The organism is Bacillus sp. PS196, from assembly GCF_037963555.1.
GTDB classification, from domain to species: Bacteria; Bacillota; Bacilli; order Bacillales; family Bacillaceae; genus Bacillus; species Bacillus subtilis.
Window position 1 is genome coordinate 414,093 of sequence record NZ_CP150159.1, and the last position, 15,553, is coordinate 429,645.

The following is a 15,553-nucleotide window of genomic DNA, read 5'->3' on the forward strand; positions in this document are numbered from 1 at the left end:
GAAAGGATGTTCGAAATGCATACATGTCCTCGATGCGACTCAAAAAAGGGAGAAGTCATGAGCAAATCGCCAGTAGAAGGCGCATGGGAAGTTTATCAGTGCCAAACATGTTTTTTTACATGGAGATCCTGTGAACCGGAAAGCATTACAAATCCCGAAAAATACAATCCAGCGTTTAAAATTGATCCAAAGGAAACAGAAACAGCAATTGAAGTTCCGGCGGTGCCGGAACGAAAGGCTTGATCCGCGTGAACTGTATGTCAGACCGTCTCTTTGAGCTGCTTGACGGGAGCTGCCTGAATGAGAAGCAGCATGAGGCCTTCGTCCTGCAAACAGTATCAGAGGATGGCTGGCCGCATGCCGCTATGATCAGTGCAGGTGAAATTATCGCGCTGAGCCGAACTGATATCCGAATCGCTCTGTGGAAAAACACAATGACTTCGGCCAACATCCTTCGCACAGGAAAAGCACAGTTCACGGCGTGGTGGAAGGGAGCGGCCTATTATGTAAAGCTTGAATGCGCGCCTTTACCGCCTTTGAAAGATGCTGAATATGATAGAGACCGTTTTTCCTGCCGCATCGTTTCAGTGAAGGAGGACGTTGCGAAATACGCTGATTTGACTTCAGGTGTCCGTATACAGCTTCACAGCGCTGAAGAGGTGCTGAGCAGATGGGAAAAGACCCTGGAAGATTTAAAACGGTAATATCGATAGCCTGACGCCATGCGTCAGGCTTTTTTTATATAATGAAAACAAAGGGGGCGTGAGAAATGGAACGTGCGGGGATCTGTCACTCGGACGGCTTTGATTTAGCTTATCGAATTGAGGGCGAGGGCGCACCCATCCTTGTGATCGGGAGTGCGGTTTACTATCCGCGCCTTTTTTCCTCAGATATCAAACAGAAATATCAATGGGTCTTTATCGACCATAGGGGATTTGCTAAGCCTAAGCGGGAGCTTCGTGCGGAGGATTCGAGGCTTGATGCCGTCTTGGCTGATATCGAAAGGATGAGAACATTTCTTCAGCTTGAGGATGTTACTATCCTGGGACATTCCGGGCACGCTTTTATGGCTTTAGAGTATGCCAGGACATATCCCAAACAAGTTCGGAAGGTGGCGCTCTTTAATACTGCGCCTGATAACAGTGAAGAAAGACAGCGAAAAAGCGAATCATTTTTCATGGAAACAGCCAGTCTTGAGAGAAAGAAACGCTTTGAAAAAGACATCGAGAATTTGCCGCAGGACATCGACAAAGATCCTGAAAGGCGCTTTGTGCACATGTGTATTCGCGCTGAAGCGAAAAGCTTTTATCAAGAGCGGCCGCATGCTGCGGCCTTATGGGACGGTGTTTTCACGAATATGCCGATCATGGATGAATTATGGGGCAATACATTTGCCCGGCTTGATCTTCTTCAGCGGTTAGCTGATGTTCGTATGCCGGTGTATATCGGATTAGGGAGATATGATTATTTGGTTGCGCCCGTTGCGCTATGGGATGCTGTTGACGGTTTATATCCCCATGTGGATAAGGTTATTTTTGAAAAGAGCGGCCATCAGCCGATGCTGGAAGAACCGGAAGCCTTTGATCAAAGCTTCAGCAAATGGCTGGATCAATAAAAAAAACAGCCCGCAGATCAAAATCCGCGGGCTGTTTCTGATTATAAGACCCCTTTCATCGCGCGTTTGATAACCGGCGAGAGCAGCAGGAGAATGCCGCCAAGAACGATAGAAATCAAACCGATGGTGCCGAAGTACATTGTTTCAGGAATTTTATCAAACAATCCGGCTACTTGGGCATTGATCGCTTGGGCTGCTGCGTTCGTCAGAAACCACATACTCATTGTCTGTGCAGAGAAGGCAGCTGGGGCCAGTTTCGTTGTCACGGATAAACCGACTGGAGACAGGCACAGCTCTCCAAGCACGACAAGCAGGAAGCTGAGAACGAGCCAAAGCGGGCTTACGAGTGCTTCTTTTCCTTGCATAGCAGGGAATACCATAATGATAAATGACAATCCGGCTAAAATAATTCCGATTGAGAATTTAACTGGCGTAGACGGCTGGCGTTTGCCGAGCTTCATCCAGAGCCATGCGAATATTGGCGCAAAAATGACGACAAACAATGGATTTAATGATTGGAACCATGATGACTGAAGTTCGAATCCGCCCAATGAAAGTCTTATGCGTTCATCAGCGTATACCGCAAGAATGGTCGCTCCCTGTTCCTGAATGGCCCAGAACATGACAGCACCGATAAACAAAGGAACGTAAGCGGCAAGACGGGATTTTTCTGTTTTGTCCGCTTTTTTGCTTGTAAACATGATGATGAAATAAATCACAGGAATCAAAATACCGAGAATACTTACAAGGTCGATAAAACGATTGATCGTCAGCACGCCTGTTTGTACAGAGATAATCACTGCGATCGCCACAATGATAACACCGATTCCGGTGCCAATTGCAGATTTTTTAGACAGCGGATTCGGCACATTGGAACCTGCAAGCCCGAGGTTTTTCTTTCTTGTCAAAGCAAAAACGATAAGTCCGAGAAGCATTCCGACCGCGGCAGCTCCGAAGCCGAGATGATAGTTGTACTTCTGTCCGAGTGTTCCGACAATTAACGGTGCAAGTAAACCACCGAGGTTAATCCCCATGTAGAAAATACTGAAACCTGAGTCGCGGCGCGGGTCTTCTTTCGTGTAAAGATCCCCAACCACGCTTGAAACGTTTGGTTTTAATAAGCCTGTTCCGACAATAATAAGCACCATGCTGATATAGAATGCGATCGCGCTGCCCGGATAGGCGAGTGCAATGTGGCCGAACATAATGAATATGCCGCCGTAAAACACGGTGTTTGCGGTACCGAATACCCGGTCAGCGAGCCATCCGCCAATAATGGTGGACATGTATACGAGTGATCCGTAAATCGACATAATGGCAACCGCAGTGCCCTTGTCAAAGCCGAGCCCTCCATTTACCGTCTCTGTATACAAATAGTAAAGTAAGATTGCTCTCATTCCATAGTAAGAGAAACGCTCCCAAAATTCGGTGAAAAATAGTGTAAATAGTCCTCGCGGGTGACCAAAGAACCCTTTTTGCGGGACGCTTTTAATGATACTTTCGTTATCAATCGAAGCCATGTCAGCCAAACCCTTTCTAAAAAAAGTGTATTATAAAAATCATATTCTTATATAATACTTGTGTCAATATAATTTATACTCATTTCAAATAGTTCCATATTGGAAAAATTATAAATACCTAAAAATAGTGATTTCCTCCTAATTTTTAAACTTTTTATCGTGAGATTTTCTTACACAACTATTCCTTTATATTTTTTTAATAAAATTTTAGAGAAATGTACAAGCAGATCGGGCCTTTGTGAGTAACATGATAGTAATCATAGAGAAGGAGGCTCGCAATTGGCTGAATTCATATTAAATGCAGCGGATTTCGGTGTTCCTGGAGATGGTAAAACGGATTCGACAGAACGGATTAATCAGTGCCTCAGTACAGCTGTATCGAAAGGCTATCATACTGTCTGGTTTCCAAAGGGAACATATTTAATAGACGCAACGCTTGGCGGAGATCTTAATCAGAGGTTTCGAAACGCGGGGATCATTGTTCCCGGCAACCTTGAGATTATGATGGACCCCGAATGTATCATGAAAGTGATCCCGAATAGTTCGTGGGGTTATTCCGCATTTTATGTGGGCAAGCAAGAGAATATAACCATTTCCGGGGGACAAATTATCGGCGAACGGGATGAGCATACGTATGCCTCGGCAGGGATAAGGTCAACCCATGAATGGGGCTTTGGCATATGTATTGAAGGATGCTCGAATGTTGTCATTGATGATGTGAAAATTTCTGATTTTACCGGCGATGGGATCATAGTCAGCCCAAGGGGATTAAAGACCAATCAAGATTATCAAACGTCAGAGCAAATTATCATCCGCCGCTGTGAGGTTCGGCGGTCGAGGAGAAATAACATTTCCATTACCGGATGTGACATGGTCACGGTGGAGGAATGCTTGATTGAAGATGCCGGAACGGGGAATGGAACAGCGCCGAAATTCGGAATTGACATTGAAGGATATGGCGAAGGTGATGTTGATTATGAGGAACCGATTAATGTATCAATTCGCAATAACCACTTTGTTGGAAACGTTTCAAGTTCTGTGACCAATTTTAACGGGTATGGCATTTTAATAGAAGGAAATCACTCTGACAATACAATCAGCTACGGATATGGGACGCAAACAGTGATCAAGGGCAATATTCTGAGACGCCCTGAAGACGCGGCGGCTGCGCCAAGAGTCGGGATAACCGGACTCGGTGTATCACAAGGAAAAGAGACCAGTGATGCAGTGATCGCTGGCAACCTCATTACCGGATTTTCAACTGGAATTGATGTCAGAGGAAAGAGCGTTCTTGTGACGAACAACAAAATCAGCAACTTTGAAAACACAGGGATATTGGTTTATCAGTCTTCCGATGTAAAGGTAGACGGAAACCAAATTCAAAACGGACTGTCTGAAACAAGGCGCAGCATCGGTCTTCGCGCAGTGCTGTCAGATGACATCGCTTTTCTGAATAACTGTCTCATTCAAGTCGTTGACGGTGTGAACGTTTCCGGCGGAAATATGATCATTAAAGATAATCTCCTGAGAAAATTCAGCCGGGGCATTTGGATTGCTCAAGGGAACGCGGTGATTGAAGGGAATACACTGAATCCTGACGCGTTTGAAGCAGTGCCGGAATCATATTCTGTTTCCGTCACAAACAATGCCGGCGCCATCATCAAAAACAATACATTTAAAGAGTTCAAAAATTACCCCATTTATTGCTCCACAAGTGCAAAAACCTCAATTATCGGCAACCACTTAGAGAGATCTCCGCTTTTGGTCACCATCTATATCAGCGCCGGTGTGCATGAGATTTTTGATAATACCATTTCAGTCAACAGAACAGCCGGGAATCCGATTGTGATTTATCTCAATGGCTCTGCAGGCTCTATCATCTCAGGAAACACCATCAATAACCTCTCCGCGGGCACTGCGACAGCTATTCAAACAAACACGTCAACCAATTCCAAAATCATCGGCAACCGCATTTTTAAAGGGACTATCAACAAACACAGCAGTGATACAATAGACGGCAATTTTATCGTCTGAAAAAAGCGCCCCCTCTAGGGGTTCTTTTTTTTCGATTTATAGATCACGTACATTTCTCTCACAAGTACTAACACAAAAAATAAAATCACGACCCATTCAGCAAATGTTGTCATCTTAAAGCTGGACATATTGTTATAAACGGCTTTTGTTAAACTGAACCCTTGAAGCATGTCCATCAATACAGAAATAGCTAATAAACAAATTAATATGACTCCGGTCACGCCCAATATCTTCATGCTTCATCATCCTCCGCTTTTAGTGTCTATCGTTGGCGGAGAAGTTATACCGCATCTAACCCTAATGCATAATCTCAATTTTAAAAGGAAGAATATGAGAAAACGACAAGGAAAGGTATTTGTGTATGCCTTTATTTTCTAAGCGAAAGAACAGTACCGATTCAAAAGACAAGCAGAATACAGACGAAAGGAATCAGGAACAGCAGCAAGAAAAAGAAAAGCCGGTTCTCATTTCTCCAAGTTTGGCAAAGAATATAGCGGAAACGAAAAAGGAAGTCGGAAGCAGCTCTGACGTCATCATTCGCGAGATTAAAATCGGGGAGCAAGATCATGTCCACCTAGCTGTTATCTATATTGCTGGGCTGGTCGATAATAACACGATCCATGAGTCGTTAATTGACCCATTGGTACAGGATGAGTCTATCCAGAATACTCATGCGATCCAGCAAATTCTTGAAAAAACGCTCCCGCTGGGCGGGGTGAAAGCGGAAAAGAGCTGGGACAAGCTTTTTTCCGAGTTAATGCTCGGCAATGCGCTCATTTTTGCTGATGGCCATGATGAAGCTTTGATTTGCAGCACTCAAGGGGGAGAGCAGCGCTCCATCCAAGAGCCGAGCACCCAGGTGTCATTCCGCGGCCCGCGCCAAGGGTTTACAGAGTCTCTGCAAACCAATATTTCCATGATCCGGCGATACATTAAAAATCCGAATTTATGGGTTGAAAAAATGAAAAAAGGTTCTGTTACGAATACGGATATCGCTCTCATGTACATTCAAGGAATTTGCGATGAAAAGGTGCTGAAGGAAGTGAAACAGCGCCTGGAAAAAATAGATATTGACAGTATTTTGGAATCTGGATATATTGAGCAGCTGATTGAAGATGAAACCTTTACGACGTTTCCGACTATGTATCATACAGAACGCCCTGATGTTGTAGCGGGTAATCTGTTAGAAGGAAGATTCGCGATTATTGTCGACGGAACACCGTTTGTGCTTATTGCCCCGGCCTTATTTGTCCAGTTTTTTCAGTCTGTTGAGGATTATTATTCGCGTTTTGACATTGCGACAAGCATAAGAATTCTTCGTGTTTTAGTCTTTTTCATTTCGCTTGTGGCTCCGGCTGTATACGTGGCAGCCACGACGTTTCATCAAGAAATGATACCGACTCAGCTGTTAGTGGTCATTGCGGCCCAGCGGGAAATTGTCCCGTTTCCGGCTGTTGTGGAGGCGCTGACGATGGAGGTTGCTTTTGAGATTCTGAGGGAAGCGGGAGTCAGGCTGCCCCGGGTTGTCGGCTCGGCAGTGTCAATCGTTGGCGCGCTCGTAATCGGTCAGGCTGCCGTACAGGCTGGTATCGTCTCTCCGGCAATGGTGATTTTCGTGGCACTCACCGCGATTGCGAGCTTCGCAACACCGGCGTTTGCAATGGCGATTTCAGCCCGGCTTATTCGGTTTATCTTTATTATTGCCTCAGCTGTTATGGGTTTTTACGGGCTGATTTTAGGGATCATTATGATGTTTGTCCACTTATGCAGTCTTCGTTCATTCGGCGTTCCATATATGTCGCCGCTTGCACCTTTTTCTTCACAAGGCGTAAAGGACGCGCTTTTCCGGGTTCCGTGGTGGGCCGATGAAAAAAGGCCGGAATCGGTCAGCAAGGAAGATAAGGTGCGGCAGGGGAAAGATCAACGCCCAGAGCCGGCCGCTTCACGAGGAATGGTGAACAAAGATTTGGAAGAAGGGGATCAGAATGGTACGTAAATGTCTATTAGCCGTTCTCATGCTTTTGAGCGTCATTGTGCTGCCCGGCTGCTGGGATAAGAGAGAGCTGACGGATCTTGCGATTATCTCGGCGATTGGCATCGATCGGACAAACGACAGCAACTACGTGCTGCATCTTCAAATTATCAATCCAGGAAATGTTGCCGGCGGCCTTCAGGGAGGCGGTGCTGGAGACAGGCCGCCTGTATCTGTCTATTCGATTGAAGGTAACAATATAACGGAAGCACTCAGAAAAGCCTCCATGAAGGTATCACGGCGGCTTTATTTTGCCCATACCAATCTAGTCGTGATCAATGAAAAGCTGGCAAAAGAAGAAGGTTTGGATTTTGTATTAGATAATCTTGACCGGGACACAGAATTCAGGACAACAGCAACATTCGTCGTTGCCCATAAAACAAAAGCAGAAAATATTGTGAAAATCTTGACGCCGATTGATAAAATTCCGTCAAATAAAGTCAATAAAACACTCGATTTCACGGAGGCACAATACGGGCGGGTGGTCAAAATCAATATTCAGGACGTTTTGAAAACACTTGCCGCCAACACTATGGCACCGGTCATCCCCGGATATATGATGATTGGTGACGATAAAAAAGGAGTCAGCATGGAAAACACGCAGGCGACTGACCCGAAAGCCATTCTTCAGGCAGATGGTTTGGCGGTTTTTGATAAGGCAGGATATTTAAAGTATTGGCTGGAAGATGATGAAAGCGTGGGGGTAGTCTGGCTTATGAATAAGATCCAGCATACGTTTATTAATGCTGACTGGGGCAAGACGAAGGATGCGGTCAGCTTGCAGGTTACCCATCAAGATACAAAGCTGGTACCGAAAATGCGGAACGGACGCCCGTACATCCATGTGAAAGTGTCGGTTGAAGGTATTATAGATGCTGTCAAATACCCTTTCCAATTGTCTGATCCCAAGGTGCTGGCCGCTATTGAAAAAGCGCTCAACAAAGAGCTTGAAAAGGAAATCAGCCATACTGTGAAAAAGATTAAGAAGAATAAAATAGATTTTATCGGTTTTGGTGACACGATATATAGAAAGTATCCGGAGCAGTGGGAGAAAATGAAGGACACTTGGGACAAAGAATATTTGCCGGAACTGCCCATCGATGTGAAGGCCGAGACGTATATCAGAAGGACGGGATTGCGAAACAATCCGATCAAACACCAGTTTAAAGATGATTAGGTCTGAAGAAAGGGGAAGTGACAGATGGAAAAAGCCAGAATAAGCATAAGGCAGCTGTTTGTCATGATTATCATTTTTGAACTGGGCAGCTCCTTATTGATTACACCGGGCTCGATGGCGGGCAGGGATGCTTGGATAGCAGTTTTATTAGGCTGTGCGATCGGACTGTTTCTTTTCTATTTGTATCAAGGCATTTATCAATGTTATCCGAATTCTTCTCCGAAAGAATATATGGATGATATGCTGGGAACCAAGCTGAGCTGGCTGTTTTCATTTCTCTATATCTTGTACTTTGCCTATATTGCCGCAAGGGTGCTGCGTGACTTTGGAGAAATGCTGCTGACGTTTGCTTATCATGATACACCTATCATTATTGTAAATGCTTTATTAATGGTAGTAAGCATATATGCCGTAAGAAAAGGAATTGAAGTACTCGCACGCGCGGCCGAACTTCTTTTCGGGGCCATGTATTTACTGGGCGCGATCGGCCTTGTGCTGATTATTGTCTCAGGGACTATAGACCCGCACAATTTAAAGCCGGTTTTGGCAAACGGTATCTCTCCTATCCTTCACTCTGTTTTCACGCAGACCATGTACGTCCCATTTGGTGAAGTTGTTTTATTTGTGATGATTTTCCCTAACCTGAATGATAGAAAAGATGTGAAAAAAATGGGGATGATCGCCATGGCTATTAGCGGATTGGTTGTGGCGCTCACCGTGGCGATTAATATCAGCGTGCTTGATGTTGATCTTACACTCAGATCCCAGTTTCCGCTTTTAAGCACGATCCAGACAATCAAGGTCGAAGAATTTTTAGACCGGCTCGATGTCTTTTTTATGCTGGCGCTGATCATCGGCGGCTTCTTTAAGGTCAGCCTCTACTTATATGCCACTGTGGTTGGGACATCTACGCTCTTTAAGGAAAAGAATCCCTCCCAATTGGCTTATCCGATGGGATTGGGCATCTTAATCCTTTCTATAACGATCGCGACTAACTTTTCAGAGCACTTGAACGAAGGCCTGAACGTGGTGCCGCTGTATATTCATTTGCCTTTTCAATTATTGTTTCCGCTCTTTCTGTTTATTGTGGCTGTTTGGAAAAAGAAACGAAGAGAGAAGTCAAAAGGGGCGGAAGCAAAAAAATGATAAAAAGAGCGGGGGGATGCAGCCGCCGCTCTTTTTATGTTCACTTCTATATAAAAGGGGGATATAGGGTGCGCCCCTGTCTGCACTGGCAGAGGCGCGTTTTGTTATACGACTGCGACGTTTTCCTTCACAGTAAAACTTCCTCTTGAAAGTCTGATATTGATGTCTGACACTTTTGCAATTTGTTCATCGTGCGTCACCATAATGACGCATTTATCTTCCTTGTGCGCCAGATCCTGAAAGAGGCGTACAATTTCTTTTGATGTGTCCTCATCAAGGTTTCCAGTCGGTTCATCGGCTACGATAAGATCCGTGTCACAGCAGAAAGCCCTTGTAATTGATACCCGCTGCTGCTGTCCGCCGCTCAGTGTGAGCACTTTTTGCCGGGCTTGTTTTTCGTTGATGCCAACCTTCTGCAGCATGTCAAGCGCATATGATTCTTTGTTCTTTTCTTTAGAACCTGTGATTTCCATAGCGGTTGTGACGTTCTGCAAAGCCGTCATATACGGGAGCAGGTTGTACGCCTGAAAGACGATTGATACATATTGATTTCTGAAATTGGTTAAGCCGATTTTAGAAACCGCTTTTCCGTCGTAAAGGATGTTTCCTTCTTTTGGTGCGTCAAGTCCGCCTGCCAGAGACAGGAAAGTGGTTTTCCCCGTCCCTGATGTTCCGACGATTGTGTAGAATTTGCCTTTTTGAAAGCTGATGTTAATATCCTGAAACAATGGCTGGCTTTTGTCTTTATACCAGTAGCCGACTTGTTGAAATTGTAATAAGCTCATAGGTTCCGCCTCTTTCTATTCCTGTTTTGTCAATATCGTTTTCGGATGAAGCCGCAGTACTGAAATTGACGGCAGCAATGTTGCAATGATTGCGATTAGGATGCCGATCCCGCCAAGAATAAGCATGTCGTTCATAGAAACCGCGACGTTCAGTGAATCGATAATGTCTACGTTTGATGAACTGTGGCCGAACACTCCGCCGCCCATGCCGCCACCGCCGCCGGGCATTTGTCCGCTTGCGGTTTGCGTTGAATCGGTTGATGAACTGATTTGCTGGGATAAAAGCTGATTTCCAAGCTGATTCGCGACGAGATTTCCCGTCACAGATGCAAGGCCGATAGCGATAACGGCCACAATCAGAATCTCAGTCAAGAACTGTCCAATCAATTTCCATCGTTTTTCACCGATGGCCATTAACACGCCCATTTCGTATTTGCGCTCCCTGATTGACATCATGACAATCAGGCCAAGAATGACGGCGCCTGCCACTGATACAAGATACACCACGTTTTTAGAGAAAGAAGCTACATTTTCAATCGGTCCGACCATTTGCTGGTAAAGCTGATCGTTTGTATTCAGTGTGTACGTATCGAAGTCAATTGATGTTTTCTTCGCTGCTTTTACGAAAGCATCCATATTTTTCGCGTCGTCCATATAGTAAACAGCTGAGTCAATCGTATTTTTATAGTCGTCGCCTTTCAGCGCCGCTGTTGCTGTGTAAGGCGTATAAAGCTTGTTATAAGGGTTTAAGAAAGAGAAATTTTGGGCTTGGTCATCTCCTGAAGATGTTGTTTTATAAATACCGACGATCTTCAGTTTTACTGTTGTATCCTCATCCGTTGCTGATTCAATTGTGATCGAATCGCCAACGCTCAAATCATTTTCTTCCGCTAAAGTTTCGTTGATCACTGTTACTTTTTTGCCGACATCTGATTTTGTAATCGCGCGTCCGTCTGTGATTTTTGAATCCCCGTCAGAGAAATCATCAACTAATGCTGTGCTGATGACACCTTCAATAGAAAGATCAGCTTGAACCATTTGCGGTCCGCCTTGTCCTCCGCCTTGACTGTTTTTAGCGTTTGAGCTTGAACTGCTGGAGCTGGAATCACTTGAACTAGAGCTTTCAATCGCATCAAAGTTTCCCGCGTTGGCTGAAGCTGATGTGGTGTAATTGTAGCTCTTCACATGATCAAGCGCTGCAAGCTTATTCGCATCAGACACTTTGATCGGTGTGGATTCGAAGCTGCGCTTTTCACCGCTGTCCTGCTGTTTTTCCATTTGCTTTTGGCGGTCAACCTGTAGTGTCACGCTTCCGCCGAGTTCCTGTCTGGCCAGTTCGCTTGACTTTTGTGCTGCCGACTGGATGGTGAGGCCTGATAGAACAAAGACACATATGACTGTAAACACAAATAATTGCAATAACGTTTTTCCCTTTTTAGCCTTCATATTCCAAAAGGCCCGTTTGATAAAGTTCATTTATGTTCCTCCGTATAGGTATTTTTTATGGATAAGACCACCTCTGAGGCGCGTCCCCTTGCTGATAAATTAATAGTAGTCCAAAGGTATGAAAAAAATATGAACAATCTATTTCTAGTTGATGAAATAAAAACTAACAATTGTGAAACGCAAAACCTTCTGTTTAAAATGGTGCTATTATATAAAAAAGCATCAAAACAACCGGAGGATATAATGAAAATATTAATGATAGAAGATAATGTTAGTGTATGTACGATGACGGAGATGTTCTTTTTTAAAGAAGGTTTTGAAGCGGAATTCGTTCATGACGGGTTAGAAGGGTACCAGCGTTTTACGGAAGAAAATTGGGATCTGATCATTTTGGATATCATGCTTCCATCTATGGACGGCGTGACCATCTGCAGAAAAATAAGAGAGACAAGCACGGTGCCGATTATCATGCTGACTGCCAAAGACACTGAATCAGATCAGGTCATCGGTTTTGAGATGGGGGCGGACGATTATGTCACAAAGCCGTTCAGCCCGCTGACATTGGTTGCCCGCATCAAAGCCGTCATCAGAAGATACAAGGCGACAGGCAAAGCAGTTATTGATGAAGATATGATCGAAACGGAATGCTTTACCATTAATAAGAAGACGAGAGAAGTATTATTAAACGGAGAGCCTGTAGAAAATCTCACGCCGAAGGAATTCGATCTGCTTTATTACCTTGTCCAAAATCCGCGGCAGGTGTTCTCCAGAGAACAGCTGCTTGAGCAGGTATGGGGCTATCAGTTTTATGGAGATGAGCGGACGGTTGACGTTCATATCAAACGGCTGCGGAAAAAGCTTGCCAGCGAGGACAAGCCTTTCCTGTATACTGTGTGGGGAGTAGGGTATAAATTTGATGAAGATTAAATATTTATATCAGCTGCTGCTAAGCCATATCAGCATTTTGATTTTAGCGTTTGTCATTATCATTTCTCTGTTTTCCCACTTTGTGAAGGAATTTGCCTATCAGAACAAAGTAGAGGAATTGACGTCATATGCGGTGCAGATTGCAAATGAATTCCAAGCCGGCCAGGTGGACATGCGCAGGCTCTATCCTTATCAGGACATTTTAAGCACAAGAAAGACGCAGTTTATCATCTTTAATGAAGAGCAGCAGCCCTATTTTCTTCCTGAAGGCTTTCATCACCCACCAAGGGAACAGCTGAAGAAGTCAGAATGGAATAAGCTGAAAAAAGGGCAGACTGTCATGATCAGGGCAGATGGCCGTTTTGATGATGAAGTGTCACTTGTGGCGCAGCCTATATTTGTTCAGAACGAATTTAAAGGCGCTGTTCTGCTGATTTCTCCGATCAGCGGTGTTGAACAGATGGTCAATCAGGTCAACCTCTATATGTTTTACGCTGTGATCAGCACGCTTGTGATTACGATTCTCGTGAGTTGGCTTCTGTCCAAATTCCATGTCAAGCGGATTCAAAAGCTGAGAGAAGCGACAGATAAAGTGGCTTCCGGCGATTATGACATCCATTTGGAAAACAGCTACGGGGACGAAATCGGCGTACTGGCGTCTGACTTTAATATCATGGCGAAAAAACTAAAGCAGTCAAGGGATGAAATCGAGCGCCTTGAGAAGCGGAGAAGGCAGTTTATCGCTGATGTGTCACATGAATTAAAAACACCGCTGACGACGATCAACGGTCTGGTTGAAGGGCTGAACAGCCATACGATTCCTGAGGATAAAAAGGATAAATGCTTCTCGCTGATCAGTGAGGAAACGAAGCGCATGCTGCGGCTCGTAAAAGAAAATCTGGATTATGAAAAAATCAGATCCCAGCAAATTACATTGAACAAGCTAGATGTTCCTCTGATCGAGGTGTTTGAAATCGTGAAAGAGCACTTGCAGCAGCAGGCGGAAGAAAAACAAAACAAGCTGATGATCCAGGTAGAGGATCACGTCATCGTACATGCCGATTATGACCGGTTCATTCAAATTCTCGTCAACATTACGAAAAACAGCATCCAATTTACGCAAAACGGTGACATTTGGCTGCGCGGAATGGAAGGTTATAAAGAGACGATTATTGAAATTGAAGACACGGGTATCGGCATTCCAAAAGAGGATATTGAGCATATATGGGAGCGATTCTATAAAGCAGATATTTCAAGAACGAACACGGCATACGGTGAATACGGACTCGGTCTCTCGATCGTCAAGCAGCTCATTGAAATGCACCAGGGCACAGTAGAAATCAAGAGTGAAGAAGGGAAAGGCACAAAGTTTATCATCCGCCTTCCTTTAACGGCAAAACAGCAATAGCATACAGGGCGGCGGCATCATCTGATGGAGCCGCCTTTTTTATACACCGCTTCGGTTTATTGCGTGCTCCCGAAAACAAAGATTGCGTGTTTTTCGGGTTGGGACGGTCTATAAACATGATAAAATATGACATAAACAGTTTTTGATGGGAGAGGGTGAAGGAATGAAGAGCGGGGTAATTCCTTCTTCAGCGGTCGGTCAAAAAATTAACGAGTGGTACAGATATATCCGGACATTCAGCGTGCCGGATGCCGAAGTGTTAAAAGCTGAAATCCAGCAGGAACTGAAACACATGCAGCATGATTCCAACTTGCTGCTTTATTATTCACTAATGGAATTCCGGCACCAGCTTATGCTGGATTATCTTGAGCCGTTAGAGAAATTAAATATCGAAGACCAGCCAAGCCTGTCTGAATTATCAAGAAACATTGACAGCAACCAGGCAGATCTCAAAGGGCTGCTCGACTATTACGTGAATTTTTTTCGCGGGATGTATGAGTTTGATAAGCGGGAATTTATTTCTGCCATTACATACTATAAACAGGCGGAGAAAAAGCTCTCCTTTGTCGCAGACCATATTGAACGGGCTGAATTCTATTTTAAAATCGCGGAAGCTTATTATTATATGAAGCAAACGTATTTTTCATTGATTAATATAAAAAACGCCTATGAAATTTACGTGGAGCAGGAAACCTATAATGTGAGAATCATTCAGTGCCATTTCGTGTTCGGGGTCAACCTGATGGATGAAAGAAATTTCGAACAAGCCGCACGCCATTTCAAATTGGCGCTCAACATGGCCCAAGCAGAACAAAAAGCCCAGCTGGTTGGAAGAGCATACTACAATCTCGGGTTATGCTATTACAATCAAGACCTTCTAGACCCTGCCATTGATTACTTTGAAAAAGCGGTCTCCACATTTGAAAGCAGCAGGATCGTCAATTCTCTCCCGCAAGCCTATTTTTTAATCACCCTGATTTATTATAAACAGGGAAAACATGATAAAGCTTCGGAATATCACAAGCGGGGCTATGAATATGCTAAAGAAACAGACGATGCAGACTATGCCGTAAAATTCGAGTTTTTGCAATCCCTATATCTGGATCAGCCCAATGAAGAAGGAATCGAACGATGTTTCCAGTACTTAAAAAATAAAAATATGTACGCTGATATAGAGGATTTAGCCCTAGAAGTAGCAAAATATTACTATGAACAGAAATGGTTTAAACTGTCTGCTTCCTACTTTCTACAAGTTGAAGAGGCAAGAAAACAAATACAAAGGAGTGAAGGTTTGTATGAAATTGAAATCTAAGTTGTTTGTTATTTGTTTGGCCGCAGCCGCGATTTTTACAGCGGCTGGCGTTTCTGCTAATGCGGAAGCACTCGACTTTCATGTGACAGAAAGAGGAATGACGTAAGAACAAGCCCCTTCTCATTAGCGAGAAGGGGTTTTTCTTTTCAAA

General features: G+C 44.3%; 15 protein-coding genes. 11 read left to right on the forward strand and 4 right to left on the reverse strand.

Annotation, left to right across the window (positions count from 1 at the left end; genetic code table 11):
- Positions 1 to 15 precede the first annotated feature (15 nt).
- From bsdD to NST79_RS02155, 3 genes are all read left to right on the forward strand, one after another.
- Entirely contained in the window at positions 16 to 243 is a 228-nt protein-coding gene (gene bsdD / locus NST79_RS02145; RefSeq protein WP_010886405.1) for a phenolic acid decarboxylase subunit BsdD, read from the forward strand.
- Entirely contained in the window at positions 240 to 704 is a 465-nt protein-coding gene (locus tag NST79_RS02150; RefSeq protein WP_128737504.1) for a pyridoxamine 5'-phosphate oxidase family protein, read from the forward strand. Before bsdD ends, NST79_RS02150 begins: the two co-directional genes overlap by 4 nt.
- A gap of 65 nt (positions 705 to 769) precedes the next feature.
- Positions 770 to 1,615: an alpha/beta hydrolase gene (locus tag NST79_RS02155; RefSeq protein WP_181216782.1), complete on the forward strand. Its 846-nt coding sequence runs from the start codon at positions 770 to 772 to the stop codon at positions 1,613 to 1,615.
- Between the two features lie 41 nt (positions 1,616 to 1,656).
- Here the strand turns inward: NST79_RS02155 and NST79_RS02160 are convergent, their stop codons facing one another.
- Entirely contained in the window at positions 1,657 to 3,135 is a 1,479-nt protein-coding gene (locus NST79_RS02160; RefSeq protein WP_029726571.1) for a peptide MFS transporter, read from the reverse strand.
- A gap of 279 nt (positions 3,136 to 3,414) precedes the next feature.
- On the opposite strand from NST79_RS02160, the gene NST79_RS02165 reads away from it, so the two are divergent.
- Entirely contained in the window at positions 3,415 to 5,169 is a 1,755-nt protein-coding gene (locus NST79_RS02165) for a right-handed parallel beta-helix repeat-containing protein (protein WP_212059757.1), read from the forward strand.
- A 14-nt stretch (positions 5,170 to 5,183) separates the two neighbouring features.
- Here NST79_RS02165 and NST79_RS02170 read toward each other — a convergent pair whose 3' ends face one another.
- Positions 5,184 to 5,405 carry a hypothetical protein gene (locus tag NST79_RS02170; protein ID WP_015252828.1) on the reverse strand — a complete coding sequence of 74 codons (222 nt, stop codon included), beginning with the start codon at positions 5,403 to 5,405 and terminating at the stop codon, positions 5,184 to 5,186.
- Positions 5,406 to 5,530: 125 nt separating this feature from the next.
- Between NST79_RS02170 and gerKA the strand changes: the two genes are divergently transcribed.
- The 3 genes from gerKA to gerKB are packed head-to-tail and all read left to right on the forward strand — an operon-like array spanning position 5,531 to position 9,524.
- On the forward strand, positions 5,531 to 7,165 hold the full coding sequence (gene gerKA / locus NST79_RS02175) for a spore germination protein GerKA (RefSeq protein ID WP_212059759.1): 1,635 nt from the start codon (positions 5,531 to 5,533) through the stop codon (positions 7,163 to 7,165).
- On the forward strand, positions 7,155 to 8,378 hold the full coding sequence (gene gerKC, locus NST79_RS02180; protein WP_212059761.1) for a Ger(x)C family spore germination protein: 1,224 nt from the start codon (positions 7,155 to 7,157) through the stop codon (positions 8,376 to 8,378). The genes gerKA and gerKC overlap by 11 nt, the downstream gene beginning before the upstream one ends.
- A 24-nt stretch (positions 8,379 to 8,402) precedes the next feature.
- Positions 8,403 to 9,524 carry a spore germination protein GerKB gene (gerKB, locus tag NST79_RS02185; RefSeq protein ID WP_032726536.1) on the forward strand — a complete coding sequence of 374 codons (1,122 nt, stop codon included), beginning with the start codon at positions 8,403 to 8,405 and terminating at the stop codon, positions 9,522 to 9,524.
- Positions 9,525 to 9,628: 104 nt separating this feature from the next.
- On the opposite strand, the gene NST79_RS02190 is transcribed toward gerKB, so the two are convergent.
- Both NST79_RS02190 and NST79_RS02195 read right to left on the reverse strand, forming a co-directional pair.
- Positions 9,629 to 10,309, reverse strand: coding sequence for an ABC transporter ATP-binding protein (locus NST79_RS02190; protein WP_032722912.1), 681 nt, complete (start codon positions 10,307 to 10,309; stop codon positions 9,629 to 9,631).
- 15 nt (positions 10,310 to 10,324) lie between these two features.
- Complete coding sequence (locus tag NST79_RS02195; protein WP_088325303.1) at positions 10,325 to 11,785, reverse strand: ABC transporter permease; 1,461 nt, start codon at positions 11,783 to 11,785, stop codon at positions 10,325 to 10,327.
- A 213-nt stretch (positions 11,786 to 11,998) separates the two neighbouring features.
- On the opposite strand from NST79_RS02195, the gene yclJ reads away from it, so the two are divergent.
- The 4 genes from yclJ (at position 11,999) to phrC (ending at position 15,508) form a co-directional block, all read left to right on the forward strand.
- Positions 11,999 to 12,682, forward strand: coding sequence for a two-component system response regulator YclJ (yclJ, locus tag NST79_RS02200; RefSeq protein ID WP_003246532.1), 684 nt, complete (start codon positions 11,999 to 12,001; stop codon positions 12,680 to 12,682).
- The gene (gene yclK / locus NST79_RS02205; protein WP_212059763.1) at positions 12,669 to 14,090 is read left to right on the forward strand and encodes a HAMP domain-containing sensor histidine kinase; all 1,422 of its coding nucleotides are present in this window, start codon (positions 12,669 to 12,671) and stop codon (positions 14,088 to 14,090) included. The genes yclJ and yclK overlap by 14 nt, the downstream gene beginning before the upstream one ends.
- Before the next feature lie 163 nt (positions 14,091 to 14,253).
- Positions 14,254 to 15,402: a response regulator aspartate phosphatase RapC gene (gene rapC / locus NST79_RS02210; protein ID WP_003246686.1), complete on the forward strand. Its 1,149-nt coding sequence runs from the start codon at positions 14,254 to 14,256 to the stop codon at positions 15,400 to 15,402.
- Complete coding sequence (gene phrC / locus NST79_RS02215; RefSeq protein WP_003224994.1) at positions 15,386 to 15,508, forward strand: phosphatase RapC inhibitor PhrC; 123 nt, start codon at positions 15,386 to 15,388, stop codon at positions 15,506 to 15,508. Before rapC ends, phrC begins: the two co-directional genes overlap by 17 nt.
- Positions 15,509 to 15,553 lie beyond the last annotated feature (45 nt).

Coding starts and splice junctions, on each gene's coding strand:
- NST79_RS02190 (WP_032722912.1), bottom strand. CDS start 10,309: ATGAGCTTATTACAATTTCAACAAGTCGGCTACTGGTATAAAGACAAA.
- NST79_RS02155 (WP_181216782.1), top strand. CDS start 770: ATGGAACGTGCGGGGATCTGTCACTCGGACGGCTTTGATTTAGCTTAT.
- rapC (WP_003246686.1), top strand. CDS start 14,254: ATGAAGAGCGGGGTAATTCCTTCTTCAGCGGTCGGTCAAAAAATTAAC.
- gerKA (WP_212059759.1), top strand. CDS start 5,531: ATGCCTTTATTTTCTAAGCGAAAGAACAGTACCGATTCAAAAGACAAG.
- yclJ (WP_003246532.1), top strand. CDS start 11,999: ATGAAAATATTAATGATAGAAGATAATGTTAGTGTATGTACGATGACG.
- gerKC (WP_212059761.1), top strand. CDS start 7,155: ATGGTACGTAAATGTCTATTAGCCGTTCTCATGCTTTTGAGCGTCATT.
- gerKB (WP_032726536.1), top strand. CDS start 8,403: ATGGAAAAAGCCAGAATAAGCATAAGGCAGCTGTTTGTCATGATTATC.
- NST79_RS02170 (WP_015252828.1), bottom strand. CDS start 5,405: ATGAAGATATTGGGCGTGACCGGAGTCATATTAATTTGTTTATTAGCT.
- NST79_RS02160 (WP_029726571.1), bottom strand. CDS start 3,135: ATGGCTTCGATTGATAACGAAAGTATCATTAAAAGCGTCCCGCAAAAA.
- bsdD (WP_010886405.1), top strand. CDS start 16: ATGCATACATGTCCTCGATGCGACTCAAAAAAGGGAGAAGTCATGAGC.
- NST79_RS02195 (WP_088325303.1), bottom strand. CDS start 11,785: ATGAACTTTATCAAACGGGCCTTTTGGAATATGAAGGCTAAAAAGGGA.
- phrC (WP_003224994.1), top strand. CDS start 15,386: ATGAAATTGAAATCTAAGTTGTTTGTTATTTGTTTGGCCGCAGCCGCG.